Source organism: Providencia sp. PROV119 (assembly GCF_028482435.1).
GTDB lineage: Bacteria > Pseudomonadota > Gammaproteobacteria > Enterobacterales > Enterobacteriaceae > Providencia > Providencia stuartii.
On record NZ_JAMPQL010000003.1, the window covers coordinates 118,819 to 135,025 of the forward strand.

General features: G+C 42.6%; 14 protein-coding genes. 10 read left to right on the plus strand and 4 right to left on the minus strand.

All coding sequences use genetic code 11. The features are described 5' to 3' along the window. Positions 1-47 precede the first annotated feature (47 nt). Positions 48-3,494, minus strand: a complete 3,447-nt coding sequence (gene mfd / locus PSF11_RS05205) for a transcription-repair coupling factor (RefSeq protein WP_004920809.1) — start codon at positions 3,492-3,494, stop codon at positions 48-50. Between the two features lie 195 nt (positions 3,495-3,689). Here mfd and lolC point away from each other — a divergent pair, with 195 nt between their 5' ends. Genes lolC through lolE form a run of 3 tightly spaced genes read left to right on the plus strand, consistent with a single transcriptional unit; the run spans position 3,690 to position 6,833 of the window. Continuing rightward, positions 3,690-4,892 (plus strand): lipoprotein-releasing ABC transporter permease subunit LolC, encoded by a 1,203-nt coding sequence (gene lolC / locus PSF11_RS05210; RefSeq protein WP_072502361.1) that lies wholly within the window; start codon positions 3,690-3,692, stop codon positions 4,890-4,892. Next, positions 4,885-5,586, plus strand: a complete 702-nt coding sequence (gene lolD, locus PSF11_RS05215) for a lipoprotein-releasing ABC transporter ATP-binding protein LolD (RefSeq protein WP_004920807.1) — start codon at positions 4,885-4,887, stop codon at positions 5,584-5,586. The genes lolC and lolD overlap by 8 nt, the downstream gene beginning before the upstream one ends. Then, positions 5,586-6,833: a lipoprotein-releasing ABC transporter permease subunit LolE gene (gene lolE, locus PSF11_RS05220; protein WP_014656158.1), complete on the plus strand. Its 1,248-nt coding sequence runs from the start codon at positions 5,586-5,588 to the stop codon at positions 6,831-6,833. The genes lolD and lolE overlap by 1 nt, the downstream gene beginning before the upstream one ends. 36 nt (positions 6,834-6,869) lie before the next feature. On the opposite strand, the gene PSF11_RS05225 is transcribed toward lolE, so the two are convergent. Both PSF11_RS05225 and PSF11_RS05230 read right to left on the minus strand, forming a co-directional pair. Continuing rightward, positions 6,870-7,427 (minus strand): class IV adenylate cyclase, encoded by a 558-nt coding sequence (locus PSF11_RS05225; protein WP_036940758.1) that lies wholly within the window; start codon positions 7,425-7,427, stop codon positions 6,870-6,872. A 131-nt stretch (positions 7,428-7,558) separates the two neighbouring features. Then, positions 7,559-8,056, minus strand: a complete 498-nt coding sequence (locus PSF11_RS05230; RefSeq protein ID WP_004920804.1) for a TIGR00645 family protein — start codon at positions 8,054-8,056, stop codon at positions 7,559-7,561. 305 nt (positions 8,057-8,361) lie between these two features. Here PSF11_RS05230 and cobB point away from each other — a divergent pair, with 305 nt between their 5' ends. Further along, positions 8,362-9,198, plus strand: coding sequence for a Sir2 family NAD+-dependent deacetylase (cobB, locus tag PSF11_RS05235; RefSeq protein WP_014656156.1), 837 nt, complete (start codon positions 8,362-8,364; stop codon positions 9,196-9,198). Positions 9,199-9,261: 63 nt separating this feature from the next. Here cobB and PSF11_RS05240 read toward each other — a convergent pair whose 3' ends face one another. Beyond that, positions 9,262-9,972, minus strand: a complete 711-nt coding sequence (locus PSF11_RS05240; protein WP_072502360.1) for an SDR family oxidoreductase — start codon at positions 9,970-9,972, stop codon at positions 9,262-9,264. Between the two features lie 399 nt (positions 9,973-10,371). On the opposite strand from PSF11_RS05240, the gene ssuE reads away from it, so the two are divergent. The 6 genes from ssuE (at position 10,372) to pepT (ending at position 16,143) form a co-directional block, all read left to right on the plus strand. After that, positions 10,372-10,962 carry an NADPH-dependent FMN reductase gene (ssuE, locus tag PSF11_RS05245; RefSeq protein WP_004920800.1) on the plus strand — a complete coding sequence of 197 codons (591 nt, stop codon included), beginning with the start codon at positions 10,372-10,374 and terminating at the stop codon, positions 10,960-10,962. A 2-nt stretch (positions 10,963-10,964) separates the two neighbouring features. Then, complete coding sequence (gene ssuC / locus PSF11_RS05250) at positions 10,965-11,744, plus strand: aliphatic sulfonate ABC transporter permease SsuC (RefSeq protein ID WP_004920799.1); 780 nt, start codon at positions 10,965-10,967, stop codon at positions 11,742-11,744. Next, positions 11,741-12,496: an ATP-binding cassette domain-containing protein gene (locus PSF11_RS05255; protein ID WP_004920797.1), complete on the plus strand. Its 756-nt coding sequence runs from the start codon at positions 11,741-11,743 to the stop codon at positions 12,494-12,496. Before ssuC ends, PSF11_RS05255 begins: the two co-directional genes overlap by 4 nt. Before the next feature lie 24 nt (positions 12,497-12,520). Next, positions 12,521-13,669: an FMNH2-dependent alkanesulfonate monooxygenase gene (gene ssuD, locus PSF11_RS05260; RefSeq protein ID WP_072502359.1), complete on the plus strand. Its 1,149-nt coding sequence runs from the start codon at positions 12,521-12,523 to the stop codon at positions 13,667-13,669. Positions 13,670-13,775: 106 nt separating this feature from the next. Further along, a complete protein-coding gene (locus PSF11_RS05265; RefSeq protein WP_105874338.1) occupies positions 13,776-14,705 on the plus strand; it encodes a sulfonate ABC transporter substrate-binding protein in 930 nt (309 codons plus the stop codon). A gap of 205 nt (positions 14,706-14,910) precedes the next feature. After that, the gene (gene pepT, locus PSF11_RS05270; RefSeq protein ID WP_004920791.1) at positions 14,911-16,143 is read left to right on the plus strand and encodes a peptidase T; all 1,233 of its coding nucleotides are present in this window, start codon (positions 14,911-14,913) and stop codon (positions 16,141-16,143) included. Positions 16,144-16,207 lie beyond the last annotated feature (64 nt).

Sequence of the window (16,207 nt, forward strand, 5' to 3'; positions counted from 1 at the left end):
CATCATTATGTGGCTGGGGCTTTTCATTTGTTCTAACGCATCATAAATTATGCTTCTAGTAAGTTATCCGCACAGTCACGCAACAACTGTTTGATAAACTCAATGCGTGTCACGCGCTCGCTGAGGTCATGCACAAATTTCAACCTTACAGGACCATCGAGGCGGAAGGTTTTCGGTTGATTTTGTAATAGACTGATTAAGAAGTTTGGCGAGACTTTATGTTTTTCACCAAATTCAATAAATCCACCTTGCTCATGAGCTTCAATTCGCTTGATACCTAATTTTTCCGCTTCGAGCCTGATAGCGGCGCTGGCAAGTAAGAAACGTCCAGCATCGGGTAATGTGCCAAAACGGTCAACCAGCTCAGTACGAAGATCATTTAACTCATCTTCATTATGAGCACTGGCGATACGCTTATAGAACGATAAACGAATATTAACATCATGAATGTAATCGTCGGGAAGCAGCACGGGCATGCGCAGTTCAACTTCTGTTTGCTGATTAACTAAGTCCTCTAATGAAGGCTCACGCCCATCTTTTAATGCCTCTACCGCGCTTTCCAGTAACTCCATATACAGCGTAAATCCGATCGTCGTCATCTGCCCGCTTTGATCTTCACCGAGCAATTCTCCTGCACCCCGAATTTCCAAATCATGAGTGGCAAGGGCAAATCCCGCACCAAGATCTTCAAGGGAAGAGATAGCTTCTAAACGTTTATGTGCGTCAGCAGTCATCGCTTTTGGATGTGGCGTTAATAAATAGGCATAGGCTTGATGATGAGAGCGGCCTACACGACCTCGTAGCTGGTGTAGCTGCGCTAAGCCAAAATGGTCTGCACGTTCAATAATGATGGTATTCGCTGTTGGAATATCGATACCCGTTTCAATGATGGTCGTACAAATCAGGACATTGAAGCGTTGATGGTGGAAATCGGTCATCACACGCTCCAGTTCGCGCTCACGCATTTGCCCATGACCGACCACAAAGCGCGCTTCTGGCACTAATTCTTCCAGACGTTTTTTGGCTTTTTCAATATTTTCAACATCGTTGTAGAGATAATAAACTTGGCCTCCACGTAATGTTTCACGCAAAATGGCTTCACGAACCACAAGGTCATCATATTGGCGTACAAAGGTTTTCACGGCTAAACGGCGAGCAGGAGGCGTTGCGATAATCGACAGATCCCGCATGCCACTCATGGCCATATTGAGTGTACGAGGGATAGGGGTTGCGGTGAGCGTTAAAATATCCACATCCGCACGCATAGCCTTAATACGCTCTTTATGACGGACACCAAAACGGTGCTCTTCATCGACCACGAGCAACCCTAAGTCATGCCACACTAAGTCACTTTGCAGTAACTTGTGGGTACCAATCAAAATATCGACTTTCCCTTGAGCGGTTTCTTCGAGTATCTGTTGCTGCTCTTTGGCGGTTTTGAAACGAGAGAGCATTTCAATTCTTACCGGCCAATTTGCGAAACGGTCACGGAAATTATCGAAATGTTGTTGAGCCAGCAAAGTGGTAGGCACAAGCACCGCAACCTGTTTATTATTATTGATGGCTAAGAAAGCTGCTCTCATAGCGACTTCGGTTTTACCGAAACCGACATCACCGCACACAAGGCGATCCATTGCGATAGGTTGACACATATCGCTAAGCACGGCATTAATTGCCTGCTCTTGATCGGGGGTCGTTTCAAAAGGGAAGCCTTGACAAAACTCTTGGTACTGCTCTTTGTCATGTTTAAAGGCAAAGCCGGGTTTGGCGGCTCGCTGAGCATAGATATCAAGTAGTTCAGCCGCGACATCACGGACTTTTTCTGCGGCTTTATGTCGCGCTTTCCCCCAACTATCGCTACCAAGGCGGTGTAGCGGGGCATTTTCATCTGCACCACCGGAGTAACGGCTGATAAGATGCAAGGATGAGACAGGAACATATAGCTTGTCGTTACCCGCATAGGTCAAGATCAAATATTCCGCTTTAATTCCACCTGCTTCAAGTGTTGTTAGCCCTTGGTAACGACCCACTCCGTGCTCAATATGAACAACTGGCTGCCCAGGACGTAGTTCGGCTAAGTTACGGATCAGCGTATCAGTATTGATGGTTCGGCGGTTATCTGTGCGGCGACGAACAACACGTTCCCCTAATAAATCACTTTCACATATCAACGCACGGTGTTGTACTGATTGAATAAAACCGTGTTCAGCAGCCCCGATCATGATGGCAAAACGGTTGCTTACTGGGCTGGAGTAGTGACTAATAGTCTCAGGGCGAATTTTGATCCTTCCCAGTAATTCAGTGACTGTCTCGCGCCGGCCTTCACTTTCAACAGAGAAAATGACGGTGCCATCAAAATGTTCAACAAATTGACGCAATTTTTCAAGCGGCTGTTTACTTTGCCCTTGTGTACCGATATCTGGCAACGGTAGGTAATCTAAATTAGTGTTAGCTGCCTTATCGGCTAATTTTTCAACAGATAGCTGTACTCGCGGCCATTTTTTTAATGCCTGATTGAGTTGCTCGACGGTCAGCCATAAATCTGTCGGTGGCAACAAGGGGCGCATCGGGTCAACACCGCGGCTTTCGAAACGTTGTTGGGTATCACTTTGGAAACGTTCGGCAGCTTCTTGATAATGCTGTGAGATAAACAGCGTATTTGTTGGTAGATAGTCAAATAGCGATGGCAAAGGTTGACTAAAAAAGAGCGGTTGCCAGTATTCAATCCCTGTGGGAAGTGTTTTTTTGCTGACTTGTTGATAGATATGTTCAGGGTCGCGCCTGACTTCGAATCGTTCACGCCACTGGCTACGGAAGCGTTCGATGGCATCTTTGTCTGTTGGAAACTCGTGTGCAGGCAACAGGTTGATGCTCTCAACTTCTTCAAGCGTTCTTTGGCTATCGACATCAAAGGTACGCAGACTATCAATTTCGTCATCAAAGAAATCAATTCGGTAAGGGAGTGCGCTCCCCATTGGGTACAGGTCTAATAATGCGCCACGTGTAGCGTATTCCCCGTGTTCCAAAACTTGTTCAACATGGCGATAGCCTGCCTTATCTAGCTCGTCGCGCAAGTTATCGCGCGAAAGTTTGTCACCTTTAGCCATCACGAGTGCATGGCTAGCCAGAAATTCAGATGGGCAAACCTTCTGCATTAAGGTGTTGACCGGAAGGATCAAAACCCCTTTTTGCATAGTAGGTAAGCGATACAGTGTTGATAAACGGTGTGAGATAATTTCTTGATGTGGTGAAAAGTTATCGTAAGGCAAGGTTTCCCAGTCGGACAATGTTTCAATTGGCAGTTGCGTAAACTGTTGAATTTCATCGCGGAGACGTAAGGTGTTTTGCATGTCTCTTGTGATAATGACCACAGGCCCTTGATGACGCTCTATCATCTCTGCACATTCAAGTGCACCCGCGGCCCCAATCAAGCATCCAAGATGACGGACATCACCACCGCGTGTAGGAAGTTCATAACGAAATTTTGAAGACATAAAAATATTCGGTTTCTCAAAGCATAATGGCTAAACGACCTGTTTTACCCCGTACAATTGTCTGAAAGTAAGACAAACAGGCCGTGCCAATAAGAAAAAAATCCACAAAACCGGGGCCGGGTGGTTCCATTCATCATTCGTACCCTTTATTATCGCTGAACACTTCGCTTTGGCAACAGGGGCGTTACAGATTTCATGTCTCAATCTGTCTCAATATTTATAGGTCTGCGTTACATGCGCGGACGAGCTGTCGACAAATTCGGCCGTTTTGTATCCAGTTTATCAGCCATTGGTATCACGCTAGGGGTTGCGGCATTGATCACCGTGACCTCCGTCATGAATGGATTCGAACGATCGTTACAAGATAGCATACTCTCTTATATGCCGCAGGCCGTTTTAACGTCGGCAACGGGGCATATTGACCCACAAAAATACCCCATTGCAGATCTACAGGGCCTGCAAGGTGTTTCTCATATTGCACCGCTTGTGCAGTCGGATGTTGTTTTGCAAAGCCGCTCGAATGTCGGGGTAGGCATGATGCTTGGCATCACTTCTGACGAACGATCACCACTATTAGATAACTTGATTGACGGGCAGCGCTCAGAATTAGTCGAGGGGCAATATCGTGTCTTCTTGGGGAGTAAGCTGGCGGAAAATTTAGGCTTAAAGCGCGGCGATGAAGTTCGTTTGATTATCCCCGGAGTCAGTCAGCTTACGCCAATGGGGCGTATTCCGAGCCAACGTTTATTCACGGTGGCAGGGGTGTTCCAAACCAATGGTGAGGCCGATGCCAGCGAACTGATTGTTGCGCAAAATGATGCTGCTAGGATGATGCGCTATCCCGCAGGGCATATTACAGGCTGGCGGTTATTTCTGAATGAACCGTTAAAGGTCGATACGTTGAGCCAACAAAATTTACCTGACGGACTGATTTGGACCGATTGGCGTGAACGCAAAGGTGAGTTTTTTCAAGCGGTCAAAATGGAAAAAAATATGATGGGTCTGTTGCTCAGCCTCATCATTGCTGTCGCGGCTTTCAATATTATTACTTCACTCTCTTTATTAGTTATGGAAAAGCAAGCTGAGGTGGCCATTTTAAAAACGTTAGGTTTAAAGCGTGGGCGCATTTTGGCGATTTTTATGATCCAAGGGGCAGGTGCGGGGATCATCGGCGCATTAATAGGCTCACTGCTTGGTATGTTAATTTCCAGCCAATTGAATTTCTTGATGCCGCTATTTGGCATGTTGCCAAAAGGGGTTCACTTACCCATTGTACTTGATTTTTATGGTATTTTAATTATTGCGGTATCCGCAATGCTCATTTCGCTGCTTGCGACGCTTTATCCTTCTTGGCGTGCGGCGGCTGTGCAACCTGCTGAGGCGTTACGTTATGAATAAACAACCACTTCTTATCTGTGAACATTTAAGCAAGGTCTATCAGGAAGGCGCATTGTCGACGCAAGTATTAAAAGATGTCTGTTTTTCGATTAATGAAAGCGAAATGATGGCAATTGTTGGTAGTTCAGGCTCCGGGAAAAGTACCTTACTGCACCTATTAGGTGGCCTTGACACCCCGTCTGAAGGCGAGGTGATTTTTCGGGGGCAACATATTAACCGCCTCTCATCGGATCAGCGTGCCGCCATCCGTAACAAAGATTTGGGGTTTATTTATCAGTTTCACCACTTATTACCCGATTTCACGGCATTAGAAAATGTGGCTATGCCATTACTGATTGGTGGTATGAATAAATCAGAAGCCTTTGATAGAGCGACTAAAATGCTGGATGCGGTTGGCTTAGCCCACCGTTCAGGGCATAGGCCATCCGAGCTTTCTGGTGGTGAGCGGCAGCGTGTGGCGATTGCTCGAGCATTAGTTAATCAGCCTGCATTGGTACTTGCGGATGAGCCAACAGGGAACCTTGATTTACGTAATGCAGATGCGATTTTTGAGTTACTCGGTGAGTTAAATAAAACCCAAGGCACCGCATTCTTGGTGGTGACTCATGATATGAAGCTAGCGCATCGTTTATCGCGCCAACTTGAGATGCGTGACGGGCACCTTCAACAAGATATCACACTGGGGGCAGTGTAATGTCTGGATTACCGCTGACTTTACTTACAGCGTTACGGTTTAGCCGTGGTCGCCGCCGTACAGGGATGGTATCACTGGTTTCTATCGTTTCAACACTTGGTATTGTTTTAGGTGTGGCCGTCTTGATTATAGGTTTGAGCGCCATGAATGGGTTTGAGCGCGAACTTGAAAATCGCGTTTTATCGGTGGTGCCACATGGGCAAATCTATGCGGTGAAAGCCCCATATCAAGATTGGCAATATGCTGAGAATGTGATCCGCAATACTCCCGGGGTTAAAGCAGTGAGTCCGTATGTTGGGTTTACTGGCTTGCTGGAGCGCGGAGCTAATCTCAAAGCAATACAGGTTATGGGGGTTTCGCCGAAAACCGAGTCAGAAGTCAGTGCATTACCTAAATTTGTACTCGATGATGCGTGGAAAGATTTTAAAGCAGGGAAACAATCGATTATTTTAGGGCAAGGTGTTGCTGACTCACTGAATGTTAAAGTTGGGGATTGGGTAACCATCATGATCCCCAATACAGATGCGAGTTTAAAAATCCAACAACCTAAACGGATCCGTGTTCAAGTTTCAGGTGTTTTTCGTTTAAGTGGGCTATTAGATCACCAATTAGCGCTGATCCCTATTGCCGATGCGCAAGCGTATTTAGGCTATGGTGATGGCATTACAGGGTTTGAAATAAAAGCCGATAATCCATTTAATGCGGATAAAGTTGTTTATGACGCGGGCCTGAAAACCATGCATCATGTGGTTGTGAAAAGTTGGATTGGCGACTACGGCTATATGTATAACGATATTCAGATGGTACGTAGTATCATGTACTTGGCTATGATCCTCGTGATAGGGGTTGCTTGTTTTAATATCGTGTCTACGTTGGTCATGGCGGTCAAAGATAAGAGTAGTGATATTGCTGTATTGCGGACACTTGGTGCTAAAGACAGGCAAATTCGGGCGATTTTTTTGTGGTATGGTTTGCTAAGTGGACTCGTTGGCTCCTTAATAGGGGCAATACTTGGCGTGGTTGTTTCATTAAATTTAACCACCATAATCAAAGGACTTGAGTATGTTATCGGGCATCCTATCTTGTCTGGCGATGTCTATTTTATCGACTTCCTTCCTTCTCAATTGCACCTATTAGATGTGGTGTATGTGTTGCTGACAACGGTGGTATTAAGTTTGTTGGCAAGTTGGTATCCTGCACGCCGAGCAAGTAAACTTGACCCAGCTCGTATCCTGAGTGGTCAATGATGACTAACTGGGTAGCCTATCGTTACCCAGCTTGTTTTATTGCTCCCCATTGCGACGCGCAAGTTGTATCTGCTTATAACTGCGCGTTTCTATCAATGTGTCATTGAAATCATATTGCTGAGCGAGAGACATCAACTGCTGTGTGAGCTGAGGGAGCAGTGAAAGCGTGTCTGTCATTATGGCAAATTCAGCAAACCAGCCAATACCCTCTAAATAATCAATAGTGATATGTACATCGCCAAGAAAATAGATGCTACGTTGTTTGCTGGTGGCGAAATAGCATTGATAGCCAAGTGTTGTCAGCATATTTTTGACGTGAGCACAATCTTCAATATTAATCGCTTTACATTCTGAACTGCCAGGGCCTTTGACTATCCATAATTTAATGCCTGAAGGGAACATTTCACGGACTGACAGACTTATTCCTTGCTGCGCAAGCTGACCATCAGGCATATCAAAAAAGTCATCTTTTTCCGTATTATTTTCCGTAAAGACTTCAGCGCCATCAGCCATGATCCGTTGTAAAAAACGGTTTGGGTCAGGCAATCTAAATTTAATTTCGGCTTCATATTGACCAACAAAATGTTCACTCATGGTAATTCCTAGTTTTATTTATGGGGCAAGGTATTTTCTTCTAAGCTGTGGAACAATGCAGGTATTTAAATGCGAAAGAGTACAACTTATAAAAAGAGGGAAAAATAGTCTTTCCCTCCGATTTAGATGTGCTATTTGCTTTTTTTCATAATAGATTGATCAAGGTAACCCATCACAAATGCGGATAAAACAAATGTTAAATGGATAATGACATACCACATTAATTTGTTATCAGGGATATTCTGTGAGTTCATAAAAACTTTTAACAAATGGATTGATGAAATGGCTACGATAGAAGCAGCTACTTTATTTTTTAATGAGGTTGCATCCATCTTACCTAACCAACCCAATTTTTCGCTATTCTCAGGGATATTGAGCTGGGAAACAAAGTTCTCATAGCCTGAAAACATCACCATTACGAGTAAACCACCGACTAACGCCATATCAATTAATGATAATAGTATCAGAATTAAATCTGCCTCAGGGATTGAGAAAATATTGGGGATCACATGCCATAGTTCTTGAAAGAACTTAATCGTTAATGCAAATAGAGTCAGTGATAGGCCAAAGTAGATAGGGGCAAGTAACCAACGTGATGCATACAGCGTCTTTTCAAACAATTTTTCCATATAAACCTTTTACTGTGTGATGAATTAATCGTGTTAAAAGTAAACTCGTCTATTTTAGCGAGTCTAAATTCAGACTGCGATATTTAGTTTGGTTATGAAGATATAATCACTGAGAAAAACGTATTATTATGGCTTAGTGGCGTTTAAGATAAGTGATAGATAAACATTTAGCCTCACAATTCCTTTTGTTATTTGTTGCGTTATACTGACATTCGAATTAGGTTTGGGTAACGATTATGATCATTGCGAGTAAGGTATAAAACTCGCGGCGATAACAACATGGAAGAAAAAGGTATTTATTGATGTTGCGATTTCGTCATAGGCTAAAGAAACTTAAAAAAATTAAAATGTTACGTCGTCAACGAGCTCGCGATCGTTTTTTTTACAGTGAAAATAGAATAACCAATATGAAAAATGTGAAAGTCGTCGTACTAACTGGGGCGGGTATTTCTGCTGAATCAGGCATTCAAACTTTTCGTTCTTCGGATGGTTTATGGGAAGAACACCGCGTTGAAGATGTGGCAACACCGGAAGGGTTTGCTCGTGACCCACAATTAGTGCAGCGTTTTTATAATGAACGCCGCCGCCAACTTCAACAAGAGAATATTAAACCAAACCCTGCACATTATGCTTTAGCGCAATTAGAAGATTTGTTAGGGGATAATTTTCTGCTAGTGACTCAAAATATCGACAACTTACATGAGCGTGCGGGTAGTAAGCGTATTATTCATATGCACGGTGAGTTATTAAAAGTCCGGTGTAGTTGGTCAAATCAGGTATTAGAGTGGAAAGGGGATTTATCCACAGATGAACGCTGCCATTGTTGCCAATTTCCTCAACCGCTAAGGCCGCATATAGTTTGGTTTGGTGAGATGCCATTAGGTATGGATGAAATTTATCAGGCTATTGAGAATGCGACACTCTTTATCGCAATTGGCACGTCTGGTCACGTCTATCCTGCGGCAGGTTTTGTGCATGAGGCAAGGCTAAATGGTGCACATACTGTCGAGCTAAATTTAGAGCCAAGTCAGGTTGAGAGTGAATTTGAAGAAAAACATTATGGTTTGGCTAGTGAGGTCGTGGTTGATTATGTGAAGCATCTTATTGCCGAACTGACGATGGCGAGTGAAAGCAAGATTTAACACGCGATTTAATGAAGGGGGGTAAAACCCCTTCATCATATCACTTTCTTGCATGGCGTGATGTTAGACGTTTTCATCTAACATAGCAGGCATCGTAATCTCTTTTACACAAGTTGCGTTACTCGTACTTAAAATAAACTTGACGGCATTAAGGACGTCTTGCAAGGGGATTAATGCACCTTCAGTGCGTGAAATAACGTCATCGATAGGCACTGATAGGGGGTATTCCGTTGCTAAATAACCGAGATTAATCACAGAAATAGCTATTTTATCTTGGCGTAATGTCTCCCTTAGCGAGTGAACAATACCGCGTAGTGCATACTTTGAGGCAGAAAAAGCCACTTCATGACCGTTATGGTTATCTAATCCCCACGTTGAGCCAATTAAGATGATTTTGCTATTTTGGCCAAGTCGTAAATTAGGCAACATTGCCTTGAGGTGCAAGATACAGGCACTGATATTGGTTTGGATCATCGTGAGCAGTTCAACATCATCCGTTGATTCAAATCGATAATCGTCGGTGAACGCATATTTTTCCCAAATGCCGACATTATAAATTAGGCAGTCAATCGGGCTATCTTGCAGGGTGCTCTTTACGGTTTGTACAGAATTCGTTTCCGATAAATCAGCTTGGATCCAATGAAAATTGTTATTGGAGAAAGAAGGCATAGAGCGAGAAACGCCATAAATAGTATCTTGTGCGGTAGGAATACCTTCAATTAATGCTTTTCCCAACCCTTTACTGACACCATAAACTAAAAATTTTTTTGTCATCGATATTCTCTTTATTTTAAGCTGAATGAAATAGATACCGTCGCGATGGTTTGCTTTGCATAGATAATAATAGAGGAATAAAAATAATGCTATTGGGAAGTATAAGCTTTAATTCAGCGATGGCTAAAATAAATAATAGGCAAAGTTAAACAGTTGACTAAAAAATAATAACCCCCTGATAACTGGATAATAATAAGTATAAGAATAGTTTTATTTTGTTGAATGCTGCTATCAAAAATAGGGTTAGGCGATTTATTTTATGGAATTTATTATTTGTTATTAGATATAAATAAATATGCTTATGATAAATATGTTCTGACTAAGAACAAATAATTATTTCTGTTTATCAGAGTAACTCGATAAAGATTAAGGACGGTTAGTTCTTAATGCGAGATAAATATGAATGTCTTAATCATTTCAGGTAGCCCCGCGCTAAAGTCGCGTTCATCAGCATTGCTTGATTATGCTCAACAATGGCTGAGTCAGTTTAATTTGATAATTCAACGGATAAGTGTGAATGAATTTGATGCGAGTGTGCTGTTACAGGGTAAATATCAACATGCACAAATTCAAAAATTTATCCAACAAGTCAAAGAAGCTGACGGTATTATTATTGCGTCGCCGGTTTACCAATCCTCATACAGCGGCGTACTTAAAGCCGTGATAGACCTATTACCTCAACGCTCTTTATTACATAAAACAGTATTACCCATCATGACAGGGGGGAGTGAACATCATCAGCTAGCATTAGATTATGCCTTTAAACCATTACTTACCGCATTGAAAGCAGAAGAGATTATTAGTGGCATCTATACCAGTGACCAGCATTTTCAGTATTCAGAAAATACGCATCAATATCTTATTTCCCAAGAAATAATTGAGCGACTAAATAGTAATTTACAGGCTTTTTATCACACGTTGAATAAAAATTATTTTCAGCATATTAACTATCAGACTCAATTACCATTAATCAATGAAATGAGGCTTTAAGTATGGGCTACTCACGTATTGTTATTTTGAGTTGGTTAGTGCCACTGAGTTTATTAATCGTTTGGCAATTTTCAGTCAGTACAGGTTGGCTTTCGAGCCGAATATTACCTGAGCCTCTACAAGTTTTTAGTGCGGGGTGGAATCTTATAAAAAATGGTGAACTTTGGGAGAACTTAGGAATTAGTGCATTACGTGCGGGCATTGGATTTATTATTGGCAGCTCAATCGGATTAATCTTGGGATTAATAACAGGACTTTCTCGATTAGGTGAACTCTTATTAGATAGTTCCATTCAAATGATCCGTAATGTGCCCCATTTAGCACTAATTCCCTTGGTGATCCTTTGGTTTGGTATTGATGAATCGGCAAAAATATTTCTTGTCGCACTAGGAACTTTTTTCCCAATTTATTTGAATACGTTGCATGGTATTAAACATCTCGACCATAAATTAATTGAAATGGCAAAAAGCTATGGTTTACACGGTTATAGCCTATTTCGCCATGTTATTTTCCCGGGAGCACTACCTGCAATATTTGTAGGGGTACGTTTTTCATTGGGCTTGATGTGGCTGACATTAATTGTTGCAGAGACGATTTCGGCTAATGCGGGGATCGGCTACTTAGCGATGAACGCTCGCGAGTTTTTAAGAACGGATATCGTGGTTTTCACCTTAATTATTTACGCCTTATTAGGAAAAACAGCCGATACACTCACCTATTTACTCGAAAGGGTTCTACTTCAATGGCATCCCAAATGGCATAAAAAAGAGGTCACAGCATGATAACGAAAACACAATGTTTTGCAGCCAATACGGGGATCCCAATTCAATTAGAGGGCGTGATAAAAGGCTTTAGGGGAAATAACGTCTTACGGTCACTCAATTTTGCTATCCCCGCTGGGCAATTCGTGACCATCGTGGGGCACAGTGGTTGCGGAAAAAGTACCTTATTACGTTTGTTGGCTAATTTAGATTCGCCAACATCAGGGGAGATCACCGTGGCAAAACAGCCTTTATCCAATTTTCATGGGGATATTCGCATCATGTTTCAGGAGCCTCGGCTCTTACCTTGGAAAACGGTGATTGAAAATGTGGCGCTCGGGTTAAATAGAACGTCGCACAATGAGGCACTTAAGGTGCTAGCCTCCGTGGGTCTGTCAGACAAGGCGGGTGAATGGCCAGAAGAACTTTCAGGAGGACAAAAACAACGAGTCGCTTTAGCGAGAGCATTAATCCATCAGCCTCGTTTGTTACTACTCGACGAGCCTTTTGGGGCATTGGACGCCTTAACACGTATGGAAATGCAACAACTGCTGATCAAATTATGGCACCAGTATCAATTTACGGTGGTTTTGGTCACGCATGATATTCATGAAGCAGTATGGACCTCGGAGCGAGTATTGATGCTAAAGGAAGGGATGCTGCATCTGGATATTAATATCAACGAAAACTACCCCAGAAACTTAACCAATGCCTTTTTAATTGATTTGGAATCACAAGTACTCAATGCGTTGACTGAGCGAAAGTTTGCTTGATCACTGAAAATAAGGAATCTCAAGATGACGATACAACAAAAACTGCAATTGTTTTGGTTTTTACCAACGCAAGGGGAAGGGCGTTATTTAGGAACTCAAAAAGGCGGTCGAGCAGTCACACTCCAATATTTACAGCAGATTGCGATTGCAGCCGATAGCCTTGGTTTTCATGGTGTCCTGATCCCGACAGGAAAAAGTTGTGAGGATCCGTGGATAACGGCGGCATCCTTACTCTCAGTCACACAAAAATTACGCTTTTTAGTCGCGGTGAGACCCGGCTTACAGTCACCGACATTGGCGGCTCGAATGACATCAACATTGGATAGGCTCTCTGATGGTCGTGTGTTAATCAATGTGGTGACAGGTGGTGATCCTGTTGAAAACAGAGGCGATGGTATTTTTTTAAATCACAGTGACAGATATAAAGTAACTAAAGAGTTCCTTGATATATACAGACGCCTTATGAGAGGGGAAGCGGTTGATTATCAGGGTGAACATATACAGGTCGAAGATGCCAGTTTGCTATTTCCTCCGGCACAACCATACGGGCCTCCTCTCTATTTTGGCGGGTCATCACCAGAAGCAATGGAGATTGCCGCTGAACAGATTGATACCTATTTAACATGGGGAGAGCCACTTGCGGAGGTTAGTGAGAAAATTAATGCGGTGAAAAGACATGCTCAAGCTAAAGGGAATTATGTGGAATTTGGTATTCGGTTGCATGTGATTGTGCGAGAGACGGAGCAAGAGGCCATTGATGCCGCCAACCGCCTTATTTCACACATTGATGATGAAACAATTGCCAAGGCACAATCGGTCTTTTCTCGGATGGACTCCGCCGGCCAAAAACGCATGCAATCATTGCACAGCGGTTCAAAAGATAACCTTTTCATTGCCCCTAATTTATGGGCGGGGATTGGCTTGGTGCGTTCTGGGGCTGGTACAGCTTTAGTGGGCGATCCTCTGCAAGTTGCGGCACGTATCAGGGAGTACCAATCGCTTGGGATCAGCAAATTTATTTTTTCAGGGTATCCACACTTAGACGAAGCCCATCAATTTGCAGAATTAGTGATGCCGCTGTTAGTGGATAAAGAGGCCGCGGTATCACCGCAACACGTTAGGTCACTTGGTGAAACGATCGGTATCCACATGCGACCAAAGCAGGCAGTGTAGGGTAATAGCCTCACTATTTTATTCGATTCTTGCCAATAATTATTGTTGGCAATGCAACACTATTTAGCGTGTTAGGAGAGCCTTGGTGAAAAAGTTTATTTTATTGATGGTATTGTGGGTTATGTATACCTTTACCAGTTTTGCTTATTCAGAAACGAAAGTGATTAATATTGGGTATCAGAAAGCGAATATTTTAGCATTGCTTAAATATCGAGGAACGCTAGAGCCGGTATTTAAAGAATATAATGTGAATGTTCGCTGGATTGAGTTTCCAGCAGGCCCTCAAATGCTAGAAGGCTTAAATATTGGCAGTATTGACCTTGCGGCAACAGGGGATGCACCACCAATATTTGCTCAGGCGGCTCAAGCAGATTTTGTATATTTAGGCCATTCCCCCAGTAACCCTCAATCAGAAGCGATTGTCGTACCTAAAAACTCGCCCATTCAATCCGTAAGTGATTTAAAAGGCAAGCGGGTTGCCTTAAATAAAGGCTCCGATGTTAACTATTTGCTAGTTGCTGCCTTACAGCGAGCCGGATTGAAATATAACGAAATAACGCCAGTTTATTTACCACCATCAGATGCCAGAGTGGCTTTTGAACAAGGTGCTGTCGATGCATGGGCGATTTGGGACCCTTTTTTAGCAGAAGTTGAAACAAGCTTGCCTGTACGTGAAATTGTGAATGGGGAAAATTTAGCTTCTCACTATACGTTTTTCCTTGCCAGTCGGCAGTTTGCTGAAAAACAACCACAATACGCTGAAGCGATTATTACGCAATTGAGCCAGCAAAGTGAGTGGGCAAATGCCAACCCGCAAGAAACGGCTGCAATTTTGTCTGCATCAACGGGGCTCGATAAAAAAATATGGTTAAAAGCGTTACAACGCACAAATTATGGTTTTATTCGTATGAGTGATAGTGCATTTTTAGAGCAACAAAATATTGCGAATATCTTCGCGAAGATACGTTTAATACCTGTTGCTATTGATGTCAAAAAGGCACAATGGAAAGTAGAAGCTAATGCAAATAAAACCTAACTTTATCAACAATAAGCCATAACAAGATAAATTTTATTAAATATTGATAAGGCGACAAAACTTATCAATAAGTGGTACTCGATTTATCTTATCAGTATTATTTTATCGGAAATAAGCCACCATTAGCCCCAAAGGTGATTTAAAACAAGAATTGTTCATACGTTCTTTCTCATAATAATCTTATTGATACTTGGGGGAATTACGTATGGACAAACTTTTAGAGCGGTTTTTTGAATATACTGCTTTTGATACACAATCAAAATTAAATGCTAAAACAATACCTAGTAGCACAGGCCAGCTAAAATTTGCTCGTGCACTGGTCAAGGAACTAAGAGAGCTCGGTTTTGAAGATGTCGCTCTTTCAGAGCAGGGGTGTGTGACCGCTTGTTTATCTGCGAATGTTGATTGGGATGTTCCTACTATTGGTTTTATTTCACATTTAGACACTTCCCCAGATTGCTCTGGTAAACATGTTTCCCCCCAGATTTTAGAAAATTATCGAGGTGGTGATATTGCTTTAGGCATTGGTGATGAGGTGCTATCTCCGGTGATGTTTCCTGTATTGCATGAGATGATCGGCAAAACATTGATCATGACAGATGGTAAAACCTTACTTGGTGCGGATGATAAAGCAGGTATAGCAGAGATAATAACCGCATTTGTGCGTTTAAAGGCCAATAATGTGCCACATGGTAAAATTTGTCTTGCCTTTACTCCTGATGAAGAGATAGGGCGTGGTGCTCAATATATTGATTTAAATGTCTTTGACGCACGCTGGGCTTATACCGTTGATGGGGGGGCGGTCGGTGAACTCGAGTATGAAAACTTTAATGCCGCGAATGTAGCGATAAAAATCGTGGGTAATAATGTACACCCAGGTACGGCAAAAGGGGTGATGGTGAATGCGTTAACACTGGCAAACCGTATTCACGCTGAATTACCGAGAGAAGAAACACCGGAAAATACCGATGGTTACGAAGGTTTTTATCACCTGAACTCCATGAAGGGGACAGTTGAAAAAACAGAAATGAACTATATTATTCGTGACTTTGATAGCCAAAAATTTGAAGAGCGTAAGAAAAATATTATCCGTATTGCAGAAAAAGTAGGGCAGGGATTACACCCAAGCTGCTACATTGAACTGACTATCGATGATAGCTATTACAATATGCATAAAGAGGTAATGAAACATCCACATGTTATTGAAATAGCTCACCAAGCCATGAGAGATTGCGGTATTGAACCTATCGTGAAGCCGATTCGTGGTGGAACCGATGGCGCTCAACTGTCATACCGAGGCCTACCTTGCCCGAATATTTTTACGGGTGGCTATAACTTTCACAGTAAGCATGAATTTATTACCCAAGAGGGTATGGAGCAGGCTGTAAGCGTGATAATGCGTATTGTTGAGTTGACGGCTGAACGTGCGCGCAATTAAACCGTAGGCGTAGGCTAAGAGTCTGCACCTTATGAATTCACCATAAGGTGCAGAATGATATTAT

Coding starts and splice junctions, on each gene's coding strand:
- mfd (WP_004920809.1), bottom strand. CDS start 3,494: ATGTCTTCAAAATTTCGTTATGAACTTCCTACACGCGGTGGTGATGTC.
- lolC (WP_072502361.1), top strand. CDS start 3,690: ATGTCTCAATCTGTCTCAATATTTATAGGTCTGCGTTACATGCGCGGA.
- lolD (WP_004920807.1), top strand. CDS start 4,885: ATGAATAAACAACCACTTCTTATCTGTGAACATTTAAGCAAGGTCTAT.
- lolE (WP_014656158.1), top strand. CDS start 5,586: ATGTCTGGATTACCGCTGACTTTACTTACAGCGTTACGGTTTAGCCGT.
- PSF11_RS05225 (WP_036940758.1), bottom strand. CDS start 7,427: ATGAGTGAACATTTTGTTGGTCAATATGAAGCCGAAATTAAATTTAGA.
- PSF11_RS05230 (WP_004920804.1), bottom strand. CDS start 8,056: ATGGAAAAATTGTTTGAAAAGACGCTGTATGCATCACGTTGGTTACTT.
- PSF11_RS05240 (WP_072502360.1), bottom strand. CDS start 9,972: ATGACAAAAAAATTTTTAGTTTATGGTGTCAGTAAAGGGTTGGGAAAA.
- ssuE (WP_004920800.1), top strand. CDS start 10,372: ATGAATGTCTTAATCATTTCAGGTAGCCCCGCGCTAAAGTCGCGTTCA.
- ssuC (WP_004920799.1), top strand. CDS start 10,965: ATGGGCTACTCACGTATTGTTATTTTGAGTTGGTTAGTGCCACTGAGT.
- PSF11_RS05255 (WP_004920797.1), top strand. CDS start 11,741: ATGATAACGAAAACACAATGTTTTGCAGCCAATACGGGGATCCCAATT.
- ssuD (WP_072502359.1), top strand. CDS start 12,521: ATGACGATACAACAAAAACTGCAATTGTTTTGGTTTTTACCAACGCAA.
- PSF11_RS05265 (WP_105874338.1), top strand. CDS start 13,776: ATGGTATTGTGGGTTATGTATACCTTTACCAGTTTTGCTTATTCAGAA.
- pepT (WP_004920791.1), top strand. CDS start 14,911: ATGGACAAACTTTTAGAGCGGTTTTTTGAATATACTGCTTTTGATACA.